General features: G+C 58.6%; 19 protein-coding genes. 8 read left to right on the forward strand and 11 right to left on the reverse strand.

What is annotated here, in order from left to right; translation table 11 throughout:
* Positions 1–4 precede the first annotated feature (4 nt).
* The 4 genes from fliP to fliF are packed head-to-tail and all read right to left on the reverse strand — an operon-like array spanning position 5 to position 3,201.
* Positions 5–736: a flagellar type III secretion system pore protein FliP gene (fliP, locus tag ACR0JB_RS09920; RefSeq protein WP_170396613.1), complete on the reverse strand. Its 732-nt coding sequence runs from the start codon at positions 734–736 to the stop codon at positions 5–7.
* Positions 736–1,023: a FliM/FliN family flagellar motor switch protein gene (locus ACR0JB_RS09925; protein WP_170360799.1), complete on the reverse strand. Its 288-nt coding sequence runs from the start codon at positions 1,021–1,023 to the stop codon at positions 736–738. Before ACR0JB_RS09925 ends, fliP begins: the two co-directional genes overlap by 1 nt.
* Complete coding sequence (locus tag ACR0JB_RS09930; protein WP_170396615.1) at positions 1,016–1,612, reverse strand: FliH/SctL family protein; 597 nt, start codon at positions 1,610–1,612, stop codon at positions 1,016–1,018. The genes ACR0JB_RS09925 and ACR0JB_RS09930 overlap by 8 nt, the downstream gene beginning before the upstream one ends.
* The gene (gene fliF / locus ACR0JB_RS09935; RefSeq protein WP_480789886.1) at positions 1,612–3,201 is read right to left on the reverse strand and encodes a flagellar basal-body MS-ring/collar protein FliF; all 1,590 of its coding nucleotides are present in this window, start codon (positions 3,199–3,201) and stop codon (positions 1,612–1,614) included. Before fliF ends, ACR0JB_RS09930 begins: the two co-directional genes overlap by 1 nt.
* 119 nt (positions 3,202–3,320) lie before the next feature.
* Here fliF and ACR0JB_RS09940 point away from each other — a divergent pair, with 119 nt between their 5' ends.
* From ACR0JB_RS09940 to ACR0JB_RS09960, 5 genes are read left to right on the forward strand one after another with little or no spacing between them, the layout of a single operon-like run.
* Positions 3,321–3,818, forward strand: a complete 498-nt coding sequence (locus ACR0JB_RS09940) for a flagellar basal body-associated FliL family protein (RefSeq protein ID WP_480647717.1) — start codon at positions 3,321–3,323, stop codon at positions 3,816–3,818.
* A gap of 9 nt (positions 3,819–3,827) precedes the next feature.
* Positions 3,828–4,334 (forward strand): DUF6468 domain-containing protein, encoded by a 507-nt coding sequence (locus ACR0JB_RS09945; RefSeq protein ID WP_170396621.1) that lies wholly within the window; start codon positions 3,828–3,830, stop codon positions 4,332–4,334.
* Entirely contained in the window at positions 4,331–4,906 is a 576-nt protein-coding gene (locus ACR0JB_RS09950) for a MotE family protein (RefSeq protein ID WP_170550004.1), read from the forward strand. Before ACR0JB_RS09945 ends, ACR0JB_RS09950 begins: the two co-directional genes overlap by 4 nt.
* A gap of 38 nt (positions 4,907–4,944) precedes the next feature.
* Entirely contained in the window at positions 4,945–5,814 is an 870-nt protein-coding gene (gene motA / locus ACR0JB_RS09955) for a flagellar motor stator protein MotA (RefSeq protein ID WP_480789887.1), read from the forward strand.
* Positions 5,811–7,955, forward strand: coding sequence for a hypothetical protein (locus tag ACR0JB_RS09960; RefSeq protein ID WP_480789888.1), 2,145 nt, complete (start codon positions 5,811–5,813; stop codon positions 7,953–7,955). Before motA ends, ACR0JB_RS09960 begins: the two co-directional genes overlap by 4 nt.
* 65 nt (positions 7,956–8,020) lie before the next feature.
* Here ACR0JB_RS09960 and ACR0JB_RS09965 read toward each other — a convergent pair whose 3' ends face one another.
* The 3 genes from ACR0JB_RS09965 to betB all read right to left on the reverse strand — a co-directional run bounded on the left by ACR0JB_RS09965 (position 8,021) and on the right by betB (position 13,403).
* Complete coding sequence (locus ACR0JB_RS09965) at positions 8,021–9,364, reverse strand: MmgE/PrpD family protein (protein WP_170396628.1); 1,344 nt, start codon at positions 9,362–9,364, stop codon at positions 8,021–8,023.
* Positions 9,361–11,802 carry a GcvT family protein gene (locus ACR0JB_RS09970; RefSeq protein WP_170506259.1) on the reverse strand — a complete coding sequence of 814 codons (2,442 nt, stop codon included), beginning with the start codon at positions 11,800–11,802 and terminating at the stop codon, positions 9,361–9,363. The genes ACR0JB_RS09965 and ACR0JB_RS09970 overlap by 4 nt, the downstream gene beginning before the upstream one ends.
* Before the next feature lie 146 nt (positions 11,803–11,948).
* Complete coding sequence (gene betB / locus ACR0JB_RS09975; protein WP_480789889.1) at positions 11,949–13,403, reverse strand: betaine-aldehyde dehydrogenase; 1,455 nt, start codon at positions 13,401–13,403, stop codon at positions 11,949–11,951.
* A 182-nt stretch (positions 13,404–13,585) separates the two neighbouring features.
* On the opposite strand from betB, the gene ACR0JB_RS09980 reads away from it, so the two are divergent.
* The gene (locus ACR0JB_RS09980) at positions 13,586–13,915 is read left to right on the forward strand and encodes a hypothetical protein (RefSeq protein WP_170360821.1); all 330 of its coding nucleotides are present in this window, start codon (positions 13,586–13,588) and stop codon (positions 13,913–13,915) included.
* Positions 13,916–13,919: 4 nt separating this feature from the next.
* On the opposite strand, the gene ACR0JB_RS09985 is transcribed toward ACR0JB_RS09980, so the two are convergent.
* Positions 13,920–14,423, reverse strand: a complete 504-nt coding sequence (locus ACR0JB_RS09985; protein ID WP_170349735.1) for a potassium channel family protein — start codon at positions 14,421–14,423, stop codon at positions 13,920–13,922.
* Positions 14,424–14,498: 75 nt separating this feature from the next.
* The gene (trhO, locus tag ACR0JB_RS09990; RefSeq protein WP_170396635.1) at positions 14,499–15,404 is read right to left on the reverse strand and encodes an oxygen-dependent tRNA uridine(34) hydroxylase TrhO; all 906 of its coding nucleotides are present in this window, start codon (positions 15,402–15,404) and stop codon (positions 14,499–14,501) included.
* Positions 15,405–15,521: 117 nt separating this feature from the next.
* On the opposite strand from trhO, the gene pncA reads away from it, so the two are divergent.
* Positions 15,522–16,115 carry a bifunctional nicotinamidase/pyrazinamidase gene (gene pncA / locus ACR0JB_RS09995; protein ID WP_170349733.1) on the forward strand — a complete coding sequence of 198 codons (594 nt, stop codon included), beginning with the start codon at positions 15,522–15,524 and terminating at the stop codon, positions 16,113–16,115.
* On the opposite strand, the gene ACR0JB_RS10000 is transcribed toward pncA, so the two are convergent.
* Entirely contained in the window at positions 16,112–16,645 is a 534-nt protein-coding gene (locus tag ACR0JB_RS10000) for a hypothetical protein (protein WP_480789890.1), read from the reverse strand. The two genes, pncA and ACR0JB_RS10000, sit on opposite strands and share 4 nt — an antisense overlap.
* Before the next feature lie 166 nt (positions 16,646–16,811).
* Here ACR0JB_RS10000 and pncB point away from each other — a divergent pair, with 166 nt between their 5' ends.
* On the forward strand, positions 16,812–18,104 hold the full coding sequence (gene pncB, locus ACR0JB_RS10005; RefSeq protein WP_170396637.1) for a nicotinate phosphoribosyltransferase: 1,293 nt from the start codon (positions 16,812–16,814) through the stop codon (positions 18,102–18,104).
* A gap of 3 nt (positions 18,105–18,107) precedes the next feature.
* Here pncB and ACR0JB_RS10010 read toward each other — a convergent pair whose 3' ends face one another.
* Positions 18,108–19,559, reverse strand: coding sequence for an aldehyde dehydrogenase family protein (locus ACR0JB_RS10010; RefSeq protein WP_170376288.1), 1,452 nt, complete (start codon positions 19,557–19,559; stop codon positions 18,108–18,110).
* Positions 19,560–19,583 lie beyond the last annotated feature (24 nt).

Genomic DNA, 19,583 nt, shown 5'->3' on the forward strand with positions numbered 1-19,583 from the left:
TATCTCATGTCATATAGCTGCGCACCAACGCGCCAGCGATCAGAGACCATCCATCCGCAATAACAAAAAACGCCAGCTTGAATGGCAGCGATACCGTCGCAGGCGGCACCATCATCATTCCCATCGACATCAGCACCGCCGCCACAACCAGATCAATGATCAGAAATGGCAGGAAAATCAGAAAGCCGATCTGAAAGGCGCGTGCAATCTCGGACAGCATGAAGGACGGCATCAGGATCGATAGCGGCGCCTCGGGCGTCAGGGCGATAGCGTCACCGTCAGGTCGCAAGGCCGCCATCGCGTGAAACGTATCCGGGTCCAGCCGCGCGGTCATAAAGGCTCGGAAGGGTTGAATGGCAATCTGCAACGCGGGTTCGACCGCCATGGTTTCTTCGACCATCGGTCGAATACCGGTGGCCCAGGCCTCGGAAAATACGGGCTCCATGATGAAGTAAGTCAGGAACATCGCCAGGCTGACGATCAGCATGTTCGGTGGCGATTGCTGCAATCCGATCCCTTGACGCAGAATGGCCAGAACGGTGATCAGAAACGGAAAACAGGTGACCATGATCGCCAGCCCAGGTGCCAGGCTGAGGATCGTGATCAGAAGGATCAGCTGGATGGTCCGCGCCGAGATCGACCCCCCCTCGCCCAATGACAGCGACAGCTCTTGCGCCGCAGCCAGGGACGGGGACAGTGTCGCCAGCGCAACAACCAACCAAAGCAGAAGCCGCATCAACCGATCCCGTTCTGCAAATCCGCAATCTCTGTCAGGCGCACAGCAAGCTGCCCGGCCTGATCGCCCTCCATCTCCTCCAGCAGGCCGCGGGCGACCAGTTGGTCTCCGACATACAGGTCGACCGGGTCCTCGATCCGCTTGTCCAGCGTCAGCACGGCGTTCTCACCCATGTTCAGCAGGTCGCGGATCAGCGGGCGCGCACGCCCGACCGAGACCGTTACCTCAATCGGAACCGCCTCGAACGGATTGGCTTTTTCGGGTTTCGGAGTTTGGGGATCATTCATGGTTCACTGCCTCTTTTGCCTCAAATAAATATGCGTCAAATGCCCCCGCGACCGCGGCGAGCAGACCGCTGCAATCCACCTCACGCTGGGTTGTACCGACCTGCAACCGGGCCTGTCCTGGCTCTAACGAGGGGTCTTCGATCACGCGAGTGGGTGAGGACAGTTCCTGCGGCAGCAGGGCCTCTACCCCAGCCGCGCGGCCCTTGGGCACGAAGATTTGCATCGGCTGGCCAATCTGTTCCCGCGCCATTTCGGTCAGCTGTTCGGCCAACCGGACAGCAAAACCGCGATCCAGCGTTTCGGGCAGGACAGTGTCCACCAGGCTCTGGAACATCGGGTCCAGCGACAATGTCATGCGGGTGACAGCCTCATGATAAGTAAAGGACATGTCCTCCAACGATCTGGCCAGCCCGTCTGAGACCTGACCTCGGCTTTGTTCTTGCGCCTGAAGCGCGTCTTCCCAACCGGCGCTATAGCCTTGCTCGAACGCTGCCAGCCGCTGTTCCTCCAGCGCGTCCTCGTCCAGCAGGTGCAGCTTGCCGTCCCCAGCTTGCAGCGTGAAATCCTCAAGAAGATGAGCAATCGACATCAGACACGCTCCTCACCTTCTTCAAGCCAGCTGCGCAGGATCTCGACGGTCTCTTCCTTTTTATCGCCGATCATAGCCCGCAATCGGTCGACCGGATCAGCGCCCGCCTGCGCGGCCAGCGCCGGGACGTAGCCAGCGGCAGTCTGGCCCGGCAGCGCGCTAAATTGTCCGTTTTCGTCAGTCGCTATCTCGCCGGTCAGAATGGCCTCGGGCTCAGGAGGTGCCCCGGCGGGCAGCAAGGCCGGGGCCATCGCCGGTTTGGTCAGGATGGGACGGATCACGAAGAGCCCAAGCACCAGCGAGACAATCGCCAACACTGCCATCTGGATCAGCGACATCGCGTCGAAATGAACCTTTTGCCAGATCGAGGCCGCTGCCAATGTGCCCTGCGGCTCTACCACCGGCAGGTCCAGCGATTTCAGGGTGATGACGTCCCCGCGTTCGGCGTCGAACCCCACGGCCGAGGCCACAAGCTCCTTCAAGGCCTCCATCTCGGATTCGGGCATCGGCTCAAATGTCTCGACTCCGGTCGCATCCACGGACCGTGTGCCGTTGACCAGAACCGCAACCGTCAGACGCTTGATCGCACCGGGGGCATTGTGGACTTCGAATTCGGTTTCCGAGACCTCGTAATTCACCCGTTCCCGCGTCTGCGTCGCGTTCGAATTCGATTCGTCCCCACCCGCGCCATCGCCATCCGGCAGGTTCGACGCCACGGTGACATCGGCGGATTGATTGCGGGCGCTGTCCGAGCGTTCCTCGACATCAGTGCTGATGGCAACGCGGCCATTGGGGTCAAAACGGCGTTCGCGGATGGATTCGGTCTTGGTCACGGTGTCGACGCTGACCTCAACCACAGCATTGCCCGTGCCGACGCGCGCCTCGACCAATCGCATCACACGCTCGCGCAACTGGCGCGCCTTGTCATCTGCCGTATCCGCAGCGACTGCGGTCTCCTGCGCGCCGATCACCGCCCCGTTCGAATCGACCACGGTGACATTCTCAGGCGCCAGACCACTGACGGCAGACGCCACAAGAAACCGGATCGCCTTGGCCTGATCGGATGTGATCTGCGCCCCTGACGGCACCAGATAGACCGAGGCCGTCGGCGCCACGCTGCGCTGAAACGGGTTGTTCGATCCGTTGGCAATATGAACCCGTGCCTGGCTGACATGAGGGCTGCCAACGATGGTTCGGGCCAGCTCACCTTCTTTTGCGCGCCAATAGGCGGCATCGAACATCTGCGAGGTGGTGCCAAACCCGCTAAGTGAATCCAGCAGCTCATAGCCTTGATTGCCGTTGGCGGGCATCCCCTCGCTGGCGAGTGTCATGCGCAGCTCATCTCGCTGTGATCCGGGCACGTAGATCGAGCCGCCCCGAATCTCATAAGGCACCCCGCGCTGATCCAGCGAGCGGACGACATCCCCCGCCGCGCCACTTTCCAGCCCGGCATAAAGCAAGGTCATCGACGGCGCCGTGACCAGTCGCGACATCGCAAGAACCCCAAGAAAAACCAGCACTACTGCACCGGCGACGATGATTTGTTTACGCCTGTCCAAACTTGCCCAGACAGTTCCGATCTGCTGCACGATCACCTCCGACTCGCCGACATTCTGCCCGGCGCATCCCTTGTTTGAACGATTGCCCTTAACAATCGGTTAGTCCCTGCCGGGTTATGACGATTGCAGAACGGACAAATGAGGACGTCATGACTGACGCGACTGCAGAACAGGCAGAAGTACCAAAAAAATCTGGGAAAAAAGGGATGATCATAGGGGTGATTCTGGCCGTGGCCGGGGCGGCTGGTGGCTATTTCCTGACCACCTCCGGGTTGCTTCCTTTTGGTGGCAAGCCCGCAATGGAAGACGTCAAGGAAACGGATAAGGGCAAGGCTGTAAAGGCCCTGCCGCAAGTGGGATTCATCGATCTGCCGCCGGTGATCGTGTCGGTGAACGCAGGCGACTCGCGGCATCTGAAATTTCACGCTCAGCTTGAGGTGAACAGCGAATACGCCGCCGATGTCGAAAAGATGAAACCCCGAATCATGGACATCCTGAACGGGTATCTACGCGCGGTCGAAGTCTCGGACCTTGAAGATTCTCTGGCCCTGATGCGCATCCGCGGCCATCTGCTGCGCCGCATTGAAATCGTCGTCGGAGAAGGCCGCGTGCGCGACGTTCTCGTGATGGAATTCGTTTTGAACTAGGAGGCGAAATTGGAGCTGATTGCAGATATTTTGCTGGTCGCCGGCGCGCTGGGTGCGGGTCTGTATTGTTTCGTGCTGTCCCGACGGCTGAAACGCTTCACCGATCTGGAAAAAGGCGTGGGCGGCGCGGTTGCTGTTCTATCGACCCAGGCGGATGAGCTTAAGAAATCCCTGGGTGCCGCACGAGCAGCCTCGGACCAGTCCGGTGCGGAATTGAAAGAGCTGACGCAGCGGGCCGAATCGGTGGCGCAACGGTTAGAGCTGATGATGGCTTCGATGCACGACGTCGTTCCATCGCAAGACAAACCCGACCAGTCGACCGACACCGAAGAAGATATCAGCGCCGCACCCGAGGAACAGGCGGAATCCGCCGTGGCTGAGTTAGATGAAGTCGCTGAAACGATCGCAGCGCCCGAGAAGCCAAAAAAGGACGCGACCGCCCCAAAACCGGCCAAGCGGCCGGGCGGCTTGATGTTCTTCCGCCACGATCGCTCTCAGGGTGAGGCCGCATCATGACCCGCCGGAAAGCCGATAGGCGCCCAAAAGGTGGCGTGCTGGCCGTCATCTCTTTGCTGATGATCGGGTCTGCCGCGATTCGTCTTGGGCTGGAAGCAGGACCAGCGTTGGCAAAAACTGCCGAACCTTATGCTCCCAAAGTCAAACACGCACAGGCCGATCTGCCCGGCGCACAGGTCCTGCTGACCGAACTGCTGCGCCGGGAAGAAGCGCTGAAAAAGCGCGAGGCAGCAGCGCTTGACAAGGAAAAGGCATTGGCCATCGCCGATCAGGCGATCGAGACGCGACTGGTTGCCCTGCAAGAGGCCGAAGAGGCCCTGCGCGCGACGCTCGCCATTGCCGAAAAAGCTGCCGAGACCGATCTGACGCGCCTGACGGATGTCTATCAAAGCATGAAACCCAAGGACGCCGCAGCGTTGTTTGAGACGATGGACCCAAGCTTTGCCGCCGGATTCCTGTCTCGCATGCCGCCCGATGCGGCTGCTGGTGTTCTGGCCGGGCTGCGCCCCGAAGCCGCCTATACCATCAGCGTCATAATGGCAGGCCGCAACGCCGCCGCCCCACAGGAATAAAACTCTAACCCCGCACAGGATTTTGCTGGAGATCACCCATGATCGGAATAATCGGAATTGTCGTCATTTTCGCCATGGTGTTCGGCGGTTATCTGGCTGCGGGCGGCAAAATGACCATCATTTTGAAATCGCTTCCTTTTGAGATGATGATGATCGGCGGTGCCGCTGTTGGCGCTTTCCTGATCAGCAATGACATGAGCGCCGTCAAACACACCCTCAAAGACATGGGCAAAGTGTTCAAAGGACCAAAATGGAAACCTGAGGACTACCGCGACCTGCTGTGCCTGCTGTTTTCGCTGATCCGTATTGCCAAGGCCAACCCGGTCGAGGTGGAACAACATATCGAAGACCCGGAAAATTCATCTCTGTTCTCGGCTTACCCGAAAATTCAGGCAGATAAAGAGGCCGTTGACCTGATCTGCGATACGATGCGCGCCGCCTCGATGAACTATGATGATCCGCATCAGGTGGAAGAAGTTCTTGAAAAGCGGATGGAGGCGAACTTCCACTATGCGATGCATTCCAGCCACGCCTTGCAGACGGTTGCGGATGGCCTACCCGCCTTGGGCATCGTTGCGGCGGTTCTTGGCGTGATCAAGACGATGGGCTCGATTGACCAGCCCCCCGAAGTGCTGGGTAAATTGATCGGCGGCGCCCTGGTGGGGACCTTTCTTGGGGTGTTTCTGGCTTATGGCCTGGTCGGACCTTTCGCGGGCAAACTGAAAGCTGTCGTCGAAGAAGACAACCACTTCTACCAGCTGATTAAAGAAGTGTTGGTCGCCAATCTGCACAACCACAACGCTGCCATGTGCATTGAGGTTGGGCGTCAGAACACCCCAACCCACAACCGCCCTGATTTCACCGAGTTGGAAAAAGCGTTGAAAGAACTCAAACAGGCGGCCGCATGACCCGGTTTGCATTCTTATTCTCGGCGTTCATCGCCGGGGCCAGCGGAGCCGCAGCGCAAGATCTGACGGTGCGCTCGGGTGAGCATGAAGGTTATACCAGATTGGTGGTTCAAGTGCCTCAAGACACCGATTGGGTTCTGAAACAGACAAAAAACGGCGCACGCCTGAGCGTCGCGCTGAAGGATGTGACATACCGAACCGAGTCCGTTTTCCAACGCCTGGCGCAAAACCGACTTGCTGCGATTTCGCAGGCCGAACCAGGCGGCGCACTGGAACTGGAGTTCGGTTGCGATTGTGTTGCTTCGGCCTTTCTTTTCAAAAGTACGATGATTGTGATTGATATCGCGCCGGGCACCTTCCTGCCGCCGCTCACCATTGATATTCCGGCCCCGGTCCTGCCCAAAGCCCCAAAAGAAATCAAAACGACAGGCCCGGAGCAGACCATTGATGCACTGGCCCTGCCGCTGTTGAACCTCAACGCAAACGGATTCGAAGACCAGCTTTCGACCCGGCTGCTGCAGGGGGCAGACCGCGGAATCATTGATCTGAACATTGCGCCGGCGGGGCCACGCGCACCCAACGGAAATCAAAGCCTGTTTTTGCCAGCCGATGTTGAATTGAATGTTCAAGTGACTTCGATTTTGGACGGTTTGAACGGGCTTTTGGGTCCGGATGTTCCAAAAGTGGAACGGCGCCCACCCTGCGTATCCAGCGCCGAGCTGGCTTTTGACCATTGGTCTGACGAGCGTCCGTTTCCAGAACAAGCCGCACAGCTTCGATCAGAACTGTACCAAGAATTCGATACCATCGACAAAGAGAGCGCGCTGAAACTGGCGAAACTGTACGCGCATTCCGGGTTTGGCGCCGAAGCGATCCGGGCGTTGGACCTGCTGGACGAGCGATCTTTGGAAACCGAACACATCGCGGCCATTGCCCGTGTTCTGGATGATGGGCCGCTGATCGAAGACAATCCGTTCCAGGGCTTGCAGCGTTGCGAAGGCGATGCGGCTTTGTGGGCGGCGCTGAGTGAAGGCGACTTGCAAGGCGACGCCAATCTAACGGCTATTGAACAGTCTTTTGCCCGCTTACCGGACCATCTGCGGCGCCATGTCGGCCCGGCCTTGTCGGACATTCTGGTAGACGGGGACGAGTTAGAAGCCGCCCGGCGGATCTTGCGCTCGGTCGATCGCGTCAAGACGCAAACCAGCGCAAATGTCGCGCAGGCAAAGGCCAAGGTTGCAGCGGCCGAAGGTGACGCCCCCCGGACCGAAGCCTTGCTGACTGAAGCGATCGAAGCGTCAGACGCCACGCTTGAGGCGCCGTTGGCACTGGCCCGACTGGTCGACAAACGTTGGGTGGAACGTGGCGCAATCTCTCCTCAGGAACTGGATCTGGCGGAATCCTACACGATTGAGTTTCGCCGTTCTGACATCGGCCCCCTGATGAAACAAACCCATATGGTCGCGCTAAGCCTGAGTCAGGAATTCGATGCCTCTCTGGATTTGTTGACAGAGCTGTCAGAGGATGCGGAATCCGCGGACGCTCTGAACCGTGCGGTGCTTATCCTGACCGAACGCGCTGATGATGCGACCTTTTTGCGCCGCGTCCTGATCTTGTCACATAAGCATTCCCAAAATCTGACAACCGACACAGCCATTGCCGTTGCTGACCGACTGGCAAAGCTTGGGTTTTCACAACATGCATACGCACTAGCAAAGCGTCCTCAGGACAGACTGAGGCGGGGTGAGCGTGCCCGTCTGCGGGCCAAAGCCGCGCTATTGGATCAGCGTCCGCATCAAGCGATGCTGGAACTGGACGATGATCAGACGGACACAGCGATTATGCTGCGGACTGAAGCCCTGATTGCAGCAGAGGATTTTGCGGCGGCGGGTGATCTGATGCGCGACTCAGGTCGTGAGGATGAAGCAAACCGCTTGTTCTGGCTGGCCGATCTACCAGAGCAAGTGAATTTGGAAAATCACACCAAATTCGATCAGGTCGTCCAGACATCCCAAGGTCTAACAGGCGCACCGGCCCGACTTCCTGAAACGCCCCTGGCCGACGCGGAGAACCTATTGAGGGACAGCATGGAAACCCGCAACAGGATTGCGGAGTTGTTTACCATATTGAGTCAGCCGTGAATACGGCTCTAACGCGGACACTTTCCTGATTTTTGTCGACACGCGCGACGTAAACGACACATTTTCTAAGGATCAAATATCAACGGAGACAAGTCAGACATCCGAGAGTCCGGCGCGACCCAGCCCAAAATTGCATCCCGAATTGCCGCAGCCCGGGTCGGGCCGATGACTGGCGTTGCGAATTCCGAGTACTTGGTGATCACTTCTTCGCGGCTGATGGGGGCCTCGGGACCGCCTCGGGCGTGGACATCTCCAGAATCGAAAATCTGCCCATCTGAGGTTTCGATACTGACATCGGCCCAACGACCCTTGGGGAAGCGGGCATTGTGACGATCACTCTCGGCCACGTGAATAAAGGGTATCAGCGCGGCCACTGCCGGGTCAGAAAGACCGGAACCGGAAATATGCTCGACCCCGATCCGACCGTAAAGCGCCTGCACGGCCACCGCGAAAGGCAACGAATACTGTGCCTGAGAGGTCGTGTCCGGCATTCCGGCATACAGGCAAGCACCCTGATGGAATGTGTTGATCTGAATAGACCGGATTTGCGCATGAGACAGGTCATTGTCCCGCATTACCGCCCGGACACCGTCGATTGCGGCATGGGCCCAACGGCAGATTGGGTAGGGTTTCACGTATTGATGCTCGACCTGCCAAAACTGGCCTAGATCGGCCCAATGAGGCGCGGCGATTTCTGCCTCGATCGTGATGGCGGGGGCACCGGTAAAGCCACGTTCGGCCAGAATAGCGGCTGAAACTCCGACAAGCGCACCCCAACCCGATCCGTCATGCAGCATCGTGGGGTTGGCTATCTCGCGCATCATCTGGCTGCGGGGACCGTGATATTCGGCGATACCCATCGCCTGCCGCATCTGATCCTGCGAATGGCCGCGCAGACGGGCGGCCATCGCGACTACGCCCAACGCGTTCCATGCACCTGACGTATGGTAGTCACTGACCGAGGCATGCAGCGACAACCCCGCGCGCCCGGCAATTTCATAGCCGGTGATCACCGTCGCCAGTGCTTCGGGGCCCGTCAGATCCGGGCGATGGGCGGCCATGGCGATCAGTGCGGGCAAAACCACGACACCAATATGCCCCTTAGTCGGGTTATAGCCGTCATGTCCATCCAGGTTATCCGTCTGGGTCGCCGCCGCATAAGCCGCCCCGGCCATGCTGACCGGACGCCCGTCGAACATCATCCGGGCGCTGTAGTCCGGATCAGAGCTACCATAGAGCAGGGCCGCCGTGTCGCGTGCGATCACCCCGGCCTCCATCGGGCCAGAGGCGATCAGGATGCCCATCGTATCCAGCATCATCAGCGCAGCCGCTTCCTTGGCGCTGTCGGGCATCTGATCGGCAGATCGGTTCAGGGCAAAATCTGCAACGCGGGCAAAAGTTCCGGTCATGAGACGCCTTCGACGACCGGCTGAATATCACGTAATTTGAGACCTTTGGGATCGAATGGCGGTTCTGAGAGGATTCTGGCGCTGTGCGGCTTGCCCAGAATGTAGATTTCGACCGTATCGCCGGGTCCGGCCACCTTGGGGTCGGCATACCCAACGGCCAGGGACTTGCCCACCGAATAGCCATAGGCACCCGAGGTCACCCGGCCCACAGGCGTACCATCTGGCATGAATATCGGCTCACCTCCGGTGGCATCAGCGTCAACGGCATCAACCTCAAAGATCGAAAGCATTTCGCGGGCAGAATTATCTTTGATGGACAGATAGGCGTCTTTGTTCAGGAAATCCTTGTCCAGTTTGATCAGGCCGGCCAACCCGACCTCTTGCGGCCAGTATTCCTGAGAATACTCCCGTCCCCACGAGCCGTAGCCTTTTTCGATGCGCAGCGATCCCAACGCGCGACCGCCAACCGGGCCACCGTTCAGCTCTTTCGCCGCATTCAAAAGCGCGGAATAGAGCCTGATTTGATCGGATTCGGCGCAGTGTAGCTCCCACCCCAGATCACCGGTGAACGAAACGCGGATGGCCAGACAGGTCACCCCGGCCACTTCGATGGGCTGGGACCGCATAAAGCGGAACGCCTCGTTCGAAAGGTCCGCGTTGGTCAGCCGTTGCAGCAGATCGCGCGATTTTGGCCCGGCCACGTTGAAGCCAGCGATACGATTAGTGGCAACTTCCAACGTGGTACTTTCGGGCAGTTCAACCATGTTGAAGAAGCGCTGATGATAGCGTTCCGCCATGCCAGAGCCGATCATCATATACTCATCCTCGGCCACCTTGGTGATGGTGAAATCACCGGCCACGCCACCCCGGACCGAGATCAGTGGCGTCAGGCAGGACCGTCCCACTTCGGTCGGCACCCGATTAGCCACCAGACGATCCAACCAGTCATACGCGCCTGGCCCTTTGATCACGTAGTTTGCGAAGTTCGAGATATCGATGACGCCCACATGATCACGCAGCATCTGTACCTCTCGTCCCACAGGCTGCCACCAGTTCTGACGCGTGAACCCGTTGGTTTCGACCGCGCCGGGCTGATCGGCGAACCAAAGCGGGTGTTCCCAACCACAGTTCAGGCCAAAGACGCAGCCCATTTCCTTCTGCATCTCGTAAGCGGGGCGCACACGGGCGGGACGGCCAGCGCTGCGTTCTTCGTTCGGGAAATGGATGGCAAATCGATGGGTATAGACATCTTCGACCCGCGCCTTGGTGAATTTCTTATCGGCCCAGTCGCCGAACCGCGCCAGATCCCAGGCGAACATGTCATATTGCGGCTCGCCCTCGACCATCCATTGCGCCGCCAACAGCCCGAGGCCACCGGATTGCGAGAAGCCGGGGATGATACCGGTACAGCAGAAATAGTTCTTCAGTTCTGGCACCGGCCCCCAGATCGCGTTGCTGTCCGGCGACCAGATCATCGGGCCGTTGATCACCCGTTTGACCCCGGCTGTTGCCGCCACCGGCACACGTTCGGTAGCGCGGATCACGTTCTCCATGATCCGATCCAGATCGTCGGGGAACAGGTCATGCGCGAAGTCCAGCGGCGTGCCGTTTTCGGCCCAGAACCGCATGTCTTTCTCATAGGCTCCGATCAGCAGGCCGTTTCCTTCCTGACGGAAATAATACTCACCATCCCGATCGGCGATCGAGGGCAGGCGACGGCCCAGTTCCGCAACCTCGTCAATCGCCTCGGTCACGAAATACTGGTGCTCGGTCGGTTGCAGCGGCAGTTCAATCCCGGCCAGCGCCGCGACTTCTCGCCCCCACAGACCCCCGGCATTGACCACCCACTGCGTGTGGATATCACCCTTTTCGGTGCGCACGATCCACGAGCCATCAGATTTCTGTTCAGTCCCTATTACAGGGCAAAACCGCTCAATCGTTGCCCCCATCGCGCGCGCCCCTGCGGCGTAGGCGTGAGTCACACCCGACGGATCGACGTTGCCGCCATCTGGTTCAAACATGATACAGCGGATATCGTCGAACTGCGCCAGCGGATGCAGTTCCATCGCCTGTTCGCAGCTGATCTCATAGAAGTTCAGGCCGTAGAATTTTGCCTTGGCCTCTTGCAGGCGCAGCTGGTGTTCGCGGTCCTCGGTCTGCGCCAGATACAGCGAGCCCGACTGGAACACGCCGCAGCCCTGTCCGGTTTCCTTTTCCAGCTCTTTATACAGGTTCATCGTATAATGCTGGATACGGGTGATGTTGTTGTTGTCGTGCAGCCCATGAATATTCGCCGCCGCATGCCAGGTCGAACCCGAGGTCAGCTCATCCCGCTCCAGCAGCACCGCGTCGGTCCAGCCGAGCTTGGCCAGATGATAAAGGATCGAGCAGCCGACAAGACCTCCTCCGATCACAACGGCCTGGGTGTGGGTTTTCATGGGTGTGACCTCCTGCTGGCGGGCGCATGAACCGCACCCTGTCAGGAAAGTCAGCCACAGGTCAAAGGTGGCTTATGCTCTGTTCCCGACGCGAAATGTCGGGAACAGAGTATTCTCGGTATGAATAATTTTCACGCAGAGATGAGTTAATACGGTGCCTCGACATCGTTCATTGAGACATAAACCGTCTTCATCTCGCTGAAATGGTTGATCGCCAGTTTCGAATTCTCACGTCCGACACCCGACATTTTCGACCCTCCAAACGGTGCCTCGACCGGAGCAAGGTTGTAGGTGTTGATATAACAGGTGCCCGCCTCGAACCCGGCCACAATGCGGTGGGCGCGGGTCAGGTCGTTGGTGAACACACCGGCGGCCAAGCCGAATTCTGTGTCGTTGGCGCGGGCCAGTACCTCTTCCTCGGTGTCGAAATCCAGCACCGACATGACCGGGCCAAAGATTTCTTCGCGCGCGATGGTCATATCATCGGTGACATCGGCAAAAACAGTAGGCTGCATATAGAACCCGTCACCTTCGATGCGCTCACCGCCAAAGACCAGCCGTGCGCCCTCGGCCTTGCCCTTTTCGATATAACCCAGCGCGATGTTCATCTGGTTTTCGCTGACCATGGGGCCGAAATTGACCTCTTCATCTAGCGGATCGCCGATTTTCGCCGTTGCCAGACGTTCGGACAGACGGTTCAGGAAGGTCTCTCTGATGCCTTTCTGCACGAACACGCGGGTGCCGTTGGAACAGACCTGACCCGAGGAATAGAAATTGCCCAAAATCGCACCCGACACGGCGTTTTCGATATCGGCGTCATCGAACACGATCATTGGGGACTTGCCGCCCAATTCCATGGTCACGTGTTTCATGCCATCCGCCGCGGCGGCATAGACCTTGCGGCCCGTCGGAACGGAGCCGGTCAGCGATACTTTGGCCACGCGCGGGTCGGTCACCAGTGACGCACCTACATCGCCATAGCCCTGCACCACGTTGTAGACGCCTTTGGGCGCGCCGGCTTCGGTCAGAATCTCGGCCACCTTCAAGGCCGACAGGGGCGTGGTCTCAGAGGGTTTGAACACCATCGTGTTGCCGCAGGCCAGCGCAGGGGCGCCCTTCCAGCAAGCGATCTGGGTCGGATAGTTCCACGCACCGATTCCGATGCAGACACCCAGCGCCTCGCGGATGGTGTAGACGAAATCGCCACCACCCAGCGGGATATGCTCACCCGTCAGCGACGCCGTCAGCCCACCGAAATATTCCAGCGCATCCGCGCCACTGGTTGCATCGGCCACCAAGGTCTCTTGCAGTGGTTTTCCGGTGTCGTGGGTTTCGAGGATCGACAGCTCACGATTACGCTCACGCATGATATCGGCGGCGCGGCGCAGAACCCGGCCACGTTCAGTTCCGGACATCGCGGCCCATTCCGCTTGCGCCGCTTTGGCACTGATTAGAGCCTGATTTACAATCTCTGGCGTGGCGGAATGCAGCCGCGCGATGACCTCGCCAGTGGCCGGGTAGATGACGTCGATGGGGGCGCCATTGGTGTCTTCGACATATTCGCCATTGATGAAATGGCTGGCCTTAGGCTGAAACTTCATGCCGCGTCCTTTTCTTGATTGCACCCGCGTCGGGCAAAGAGCGTTATCCGCGGATTTAGCTTTTATTGATTGGTCAGTCAATAAAAGCCGTAACAGGCAATATCCCGCCGAGTCGCAGCCCCCTCTCTTGAAATTAAAAGTTAATGTTCCATTTATGTTCTACATAGTCAGGGGAACATCCGATGACCCAGAACTTGCGAAATTCCGCCCCAAGCGGCCCGACAAACGACTATCACCTGCTGCCCGTCACGGACCGGCAGATGCGCTTTGCCCGCGCTATTGCGGAACAGTCGGCGCTGGAAATCCCGGTCGAAGCACAACGTGACCGCCGATCAATGTCAGCCTGGATTTCGGCACATAAACCACACGATCCGTCACCTTTTGCCAATTATCCCACAGGCAAGCAGGTCGCCTTTGCCGAACGGATTTCGCGCAGCAAACGCAGGCCAATCCCGTCTGAGTGTTTTCGCGACAAATACGCAATGTCCCAGTGGATCGACCACAACAAGTGACCGTTCAATTCTGGCTGTGTCCGCGCGCGTAAATGCCCACGGCCGCCGCTACGAACAGGCCCAGCAGGATATACCCAGTGATCGCCTCAGCCACGGCCAGCCCGCGGCACAGGCCTGCGGGATGCAGGTCTCCGAACCCAACCGTCGTGAATGTGACATATGAGAAATACAAAACGTCTGACGGCCCTTTGGCCCCGACCACACACAGATCGTTATACCCGAACGAGCCGTAAACGGCTGCGAACAAGAAAGGCACGACCTGAATAAAGGAGATCCCCATCAGCAACAGCTGGCGCTTTGGGGATTTCACCTGGGTCATGTAGTACCAGGTCTGCGACACCAGCCAGATCGTCAACCCTACGGTTGTTGCAGTCCCTATTTTGTCGCCAGCAGTGGTCTCGCTCAGCCGCGACAGGCCATACCAGGCAACAAAGCTGACGACCACCAGACCCAGGGCCGCGACCAAAGTCGATTTCCACTCATCCAGAGTTGTCGGGTCGCGGTGCATTAAACCTCCGATACGGTGATGCAGGTTCAATGATCGACATTCCGACCCGCGCCTGCAACCTTATTTATCAGAGAGTTAGTCGGCGCCCAGATGCTCTTGCCCGCGCTGACGCGCCAGACCGATCTGCTTTTGCCGCTCACGGAACCGCATTTTGTCGGCTTCAGAGGTTTCGTTAACACACCGATGGCAGGACACGCCATGTTCGTATTCAGGGCGCTTCATATCCTCGGGCAGAATCGGACGGCGGCAACCGTGGCACAGGTTATGCGGCCCCTCGACCAGCCCGTGCCCAACGGACACACGGTTGTCGAACACAAAGCACTCGCCCTGCCAGGTGCTGTCATCAGCTGGCATTTCCTCAAGATAGCGCAGGATGCCGCCCTTCAGGTGATACACATCCTCAACCCCCTGCCCCAGCAGGAAGTTGGTGGATTTCTCACAGCGAATACCACCGGTGCAGAACATGGCGACGCGCTTGTTGTGGAACCGCTCTTTGTTCTCTTCCCACCAAGCCGGGAACTCACGGAAACTGGCCGTTTCAGGGTCTATTGCGCCCTCAAACGTGCCAATCGCCACCTCATAATCGTTGCGGGTGTCGATCACCACCACGTCGTCCGAGCGGATCAGATCGTTCCAATCCTCAGGCTCGACATAGTTGCCGACACGGGCGCGCGGATCGATATCCGGCTGCCCCATGGTCACGATCTCTTTTTTCAAGCGCACCTTCATCTTGCCAAAAGGCGGGTGATCGGCGGTGGCCTCTTTCCAGTCCAGATCGGCACAGCCGGGCAGCGCTTTGATATGCGCCAGCACCGCATCGATCCCGGCGCGGGGGCCGGCAATAGTGCCATTGATCCCCTCTTGCGCCAGCAGCAATGTGCCTTTGACAGATTGCGTACGGCACAGGTCCAACAAAGGCTCGCGCAGGGCAGCGTGATCCTGGAAACGGGTGAAGTGATAAAGAGCAGCGATGGTATACATGCGCGCGGTCTAAACCTGACGCAACAGAGTCGCAAGGGATCGAATTGACGCTTCGCAGCCAGATTGACGATTGGGCCTGCGCGCCCTACCGATAGAGCAACCTGAGGAGAAACCGCGATGACCCACGCCCTGCTTGTGATCGACGTCCAGAACGATTTCTGCCCCGGCGGCGCGCTGGCCGTACCCGGAGGGGATGAGATCGTGGCCCCGATCAACGCCATGATGGACGAATTCGATGCCGTGATCCTGACGCAGGACTGGCATCCGGCGGGTCATTCGTCCTTCGCCGGGTCGCATGACGACAAGAACCCGTTTGACATGACGGAAATGCACTACGGCCCGCAGGTACTTTGGCCGGATCACTGCGTTCAGGGAACCGAGGGCGCCAATTTCCATCCGGATCTGAACACCCATGCGGATCTTGTCCTTCGCAAGGGCTTTCGTAGCGGTATCGACAGCTACTCGGCGTTTTTCGAAAATGACCAGAAAACACCAACAGGGTTGGAGGGGTATCTTAAGTCGCGCGGAATCACGAAACTGACGCTCGTCGGCTTGGCCACTGATTTTTGTGTGTACTATTCCGCAATCGACGCAGCACGTCTGGGTTTTGACGTCACGGTCCGAATGGATGCGTGCCGAGCTATCGATATGGATGGATCACTGGCCGCTGCTGAAACCGCAATGCGGGAAGCCGGCGTTATCCTGGCCTAGGGGGCAGACCCCTCGGACGCCAGGTATCTCAGCACGACAATCACAACCACGGCCAGACCAAGCGCAAACCCGATACGCCCCTGAACCGAGCGTCGTTTTGGTTTGACCACATCAGGCGCTTGAGAGCTTGGCGTCAATTCCTGCAACTCGCGCGTGGCATTTGCCCGGGGGCGTGCCCGCCTTACGTCGTCCAGGAAATGCCAAAAGTCGAAATCACCACAATATTCCCCCTGAACACCCATATTGCGGATATTCGAAAACAGCCGTTTCAGGATGCGTTCACGATCCGGTGCATCTTCGGACAGGAAATAACCATGTGGAAGGCTGCCACCCTTGGATTCCAGGCTGAAGCCCGATTCCAGAAAAATACGACGAATCTTGGGGGATGCACTGTGCAAGGCCTCAACAGTCTGAGTATTGCGAAAGGTCGCGCGAACGGCGCGGTGGCCCGTCACGGCAGCCATGCCATGTTCCGGATCCACTTCATCAGGCGCAATCGCTACAATATCAAAGTCGTACTCGAGACCCATTCACCAACTAAACCTTGTTCTTCCAACCCCTTCTTTTCACTAACCAATGAAAAGATCACACAATATGCTCGATTTGTGACCTCACCTTGTCATTGTCTTCAATCTAGCGACTCTTGCCAATCCATGCACCTATTGATCTAACAACGGAAATCGCAGGAGTTCCAGCATGGTCGATATTGCGACGCGCGTGTACAATCATAAATGGAAGATTGACCCGATTGTACGGTCTTTAATCGACACAGACTTCTACAAACTGCTGATGTGCCAGTCAGTGTTTCGAAATAAGCCCCAAACGGATGTGGTTTTTTCGCTGATCAACCGGTCGAATCACATTCCTCTGGCCAATCTGATCGACGAAGGCGAACTGCGCGAACAGCTGGATCACATCCGGTCGCTGAGCCTCAGCCGGGGTGAAAGCACCTGGCTGCGCGGCAATATGTTCTATGGGAAACGGCAAATGTTCCGCTCGGATTTCATGGAGTGGTTCGAGAATCTGCGCCTGCCGCCCTACCACCTTGAGCGCAAAGGCGATCAGTATGAACTGACCTTCGAGGGCAAATGGCACGAGGTCATGCTGTGGGAAATCCCGGCGCTTGCGGTGCTGATGGAGCTGCGATCCCGGGCCGTTCTGAACAATATGCGCCGGTTCGAACTGCAGGTGCTTTATGCCCGCGCCATGACCCGCGTTTGGGAAAAAATCGATCAATTGCGCAGCATCGATGGGCTGGGCATTGCTGATTTCGGCACCCGTCGGCGGCATTCCTTCCTGTGGCAGGACTGGTGCGTGCAGGCGATGATCGAAGGGTTGGGGCCCGCGTTTACCGGCACCTCGAACTGCCTGATCGCGATGCGGCGCGAGGTTGAGGCGATCGGCACCAATGCCCATGAACTGCCCATGGTCTATTCCGCGCTGGCGGAATCCGACACCGAACTGGCGCAGGCCCCCTATGACGTCCTCAGCGACTGGCACGAGGAACATGACGGCAACCTGCGCATCATTCTGCCCGATACCTATGGCACGCAGGGCTTTTTGGACAATGCGCCGGATTGGCTGGCGGGATGGACCGGTATTCGTGTCGACAGCGGAGATCCGGCGACAGGTGCCGAGATTGCCATCAACTGGTGGAAATCGCGCGGTGAGGACCCGCTGCAAAAGCGGGTAATCTTCTCGGACGGGCTGGACGTGGACAAAATCCACGAACTACACAGCCAGTTCGCTCATCGCACGAAGGTCTCGTTTGGTTGGGGCACCTTGCTGACCAATGATTTCCGTGGACTTGTCCCGAATGACGCACTGGCACCGTTCTCGCTGGTCTGCAAGGCGGTGTCCGCCAATGGCCGACCAACCGTGAAACTGTCCGACAACCCGGAAAAAGCGATGGGCCCAAAGGATGAGATCGAGCGCTATAAGCGCGTCTTCGGTGTGGGTGCGCAACAGTCGATCGAAGTGATTGTTTAGACCCTAACCATGGTAAGCCGCTACTGTTTTCACCTGCGAGAACCCAAACAGCGCCTCGAACCCCTTTTCGCGGCCATGACCGGACTTGCCGACACCGCCAAACGGCAACTCTACCCCGCCCCCCGCACCATAATTGTTAATGAACACCTGTCCCGAACGCAGCTGTTTCGCCAACCGCATCTGCCGCGCACCGTCGCGGGTCCAGATGCTGGCAACCAACCCGTATTCGGTGGCGTTGGCGATCTGAACCGCCTCCTCCTCGGTTTCAAAGGGGATCAGAACCTGCACCGGTCCAAAAATTTCATCCCGAGCCAGAAGGTGATCTGACGGGACATCGGCAAAAAGGGTTGGCTGCACATATGCCCCCTCGCCGGGGGCATGATCTACGATACGCCCTTGTCCTGCGATGTTGAGGTCGGCGCCTTTGGCTAAAAACCCCTCGACGATCTGTTTCTGACGGGCCGAGATCAGGGGGCCGACCCGCAAATCTTCGGGTGCTGGACCAACAGTCAGATCGGCATAGGCGGTTGCCATGCGGGTTTTGACCTGCTCATACACCCCACGCTGCACCAGAATACGGGACGAGGCCGAGCAGGTCTGCCCGGCATTCTGAATACCCGCGTTCACCAGAAACGGCAGTGCGGCATCAAGATCGGCATCGTCAAATACCAGCTGGGGCGATTTACCGCCCAGTTCCAGCGTCACCGGCACCACGTTGCGCCCCGCTGCCTGTTGCACCAGCGCGCCGGTGGCAACTGACCCTGTGAATGAGATATGCTGCACGCCTGGATGCGTTGACAATGCCGCCCCGGCCTCGGCCCCCAACCCCGGCACCACGTTCAGCGCTCCGGCGGGTAGGCCCGCCTGTTGCGCCAGATGGGCAAAGGCAAGCGCAGTCAAACACGCCTCTTCCGCTGGCTTCAGCACGCAGGCGTTACCCATCGCCAAAGCTGCCCCGACAGAGCGGCCAATGATCTGCATCGGATAGTTCCACGGCACTATATGCCCGGTCACCCCGTGCGGTTCGCGCAGCGTGTACACGGTGTAGCCGTCCAGATAGGGGATCGTCTCGCCCATCACCTTGTCCGCCGCGCCGCCGTAGAATTCGCAGTACCGCGCCAACGCCACGGCATCCGCACGGGCCTGTGTCAGCGGTTTTCCTACATCCATCGCCTCAAGCTGCGCCAAGTCCTCTACGCGCTCCAAAACCAGTTGGCCAAGTCGGGTCAGGACGCGGCCGCGCTCCAACGCCGTCTTTCGCCCCCAATCCCCATCCAACGCCGTTTGGGCGGCCTGCACAGCGGCATCTATATCTGGGGCACTCGCGCGGGCAATCCGGCAGATCTCGGATCCGTCAGACGGATTGATCATCGAAATCGTCTGCTGTGACGCAGGCGCGACCCAATCGCCGCCGATCAGGCAAAGGCCGGGATTGAACCAGAGAGAATTGGGCATTTTGGCCTCCATATCGACTCTAAC

This window comes from Ruegeria sp. BI7, from assembly GCF_056537925.1.

Bases quoted from the DNA above. Each gene is read 5' to 3' on its own strand.
- ACR0JB_RS10000 (WP_480789890.1), bottom strand. From the start codon at position 16,645: ATGGGTCTCGAGTACGACTTTGATATTGTAGCGATTGCGCCTGATGAA.
- ACR0JB_RS09925 (WP_170360799.1), bottom strand. From the start codon at position 1,023: ATGAATGATCCCCAAACTCCGAAACCCGAAAAAGCCAATCCGTTCGAG.
- ACR0JB_RS09930 (WP_170396615.1), bottom strand. From the start codon at position 1,612: ATGTCGATTGCTCATCTTCTTGAGGATTTCACGCTGCAAGCTGGGGAC.
- pncA (WP_170349733.1), top strand. From the start codon at position 15,522: ATGACCCACGCCCTGCTTGTGATCGACGTCCAGAACGATTTCTGCCCC.
- motA (WP_480789887.1), top strand. From the start codon at position 4,945: ATGATCGGAATAATCGGAATTGTCGTCATTTTCGCCATGGTGTTCGGC.
- trhO (WP_170396635.1), bottom strand. From the start codon at position 15,404: ATGTATACCATCGCTGCTCTTTATCACTTCACCCGTTTCCAGGATCAC.
- ACR0JB_RS09970 (WP_170506259.1), bottom strand. From the start codon at position 11,802: ATGAAAACCCACACCCAGGCCGTTGTGATCGGAGGAGGTCTTGTCGGC.
- ACR0JB_RS09960 (WP_480789888.1), top strand. From the start codon at position 5,811: ATGACCCGGTTTGCATTCTTATTCTCGGCGTTCATCGCCGGGGCCAGC.
- ACR0JB_RS09980 (WP_170360821.1), top strand. From the start codon at position 13,586: ATGACCCAGAACTTGCGAAATTCCGCCCCAAGCGGCCCGACAAACGAC.
- ACR0JB_RS09950 (WP_170550004.1), top strand. From the start codon at position 4,331: ATGACCCGCCGGAAAGCCGATAGGCGCCCAAAAGGTGGCGTGCTGGCC.
- pncB (WP_170396637.1), top strand. From the start codon at position 16,812: ATGGTCGATATTGCGACGCGCGTGTACAATCATAAATGGAAGATTGAC.
- betB (WP_480789889.1), bottom strand. From the start codon at position 13,403: ATGAAGTTTCAGCCTAAGGCCAGCCATTTCATCAATGGCGAATATGTC.
- ACR0JB_RS09985 (WP_170349735.1), bottom strand. From the start codon at position 14,423: ATGCACCGCGACCCGACAACTCTGGATGAGTGGAAATCGACTTTGGTC.
- ACR0JB_RS10010 (WP_170376288.1), bottom strand. From the start codon at position 19,559: ATGCCCAATTCTCTCTGGTTCAATCCCGGCCTTTGCCTGATCGGCGGC.
- ACR0JB_RS09940 (WP_480647717.1), top strand. From the start codon at position 3,321: ATGACTGACGCGACTGCAGAACAGGCAGAAGTACCAAAAAAATCTGGG.
- fliP (WP_170396613.1), bottom strand. From the start codon at position 736: ATGCGGCTTCTGCTTTGGTTGGTTGTTGCGCTGGCGACACTGTCCCCG.
- ACR0JB_RS09965 (WP_170396628.1), bottom strand. From the start codon at position 9,364: ATGACCGGAACTTTTGCCCGCGTTGCAGATTTTGCCCTGAACCGATCT.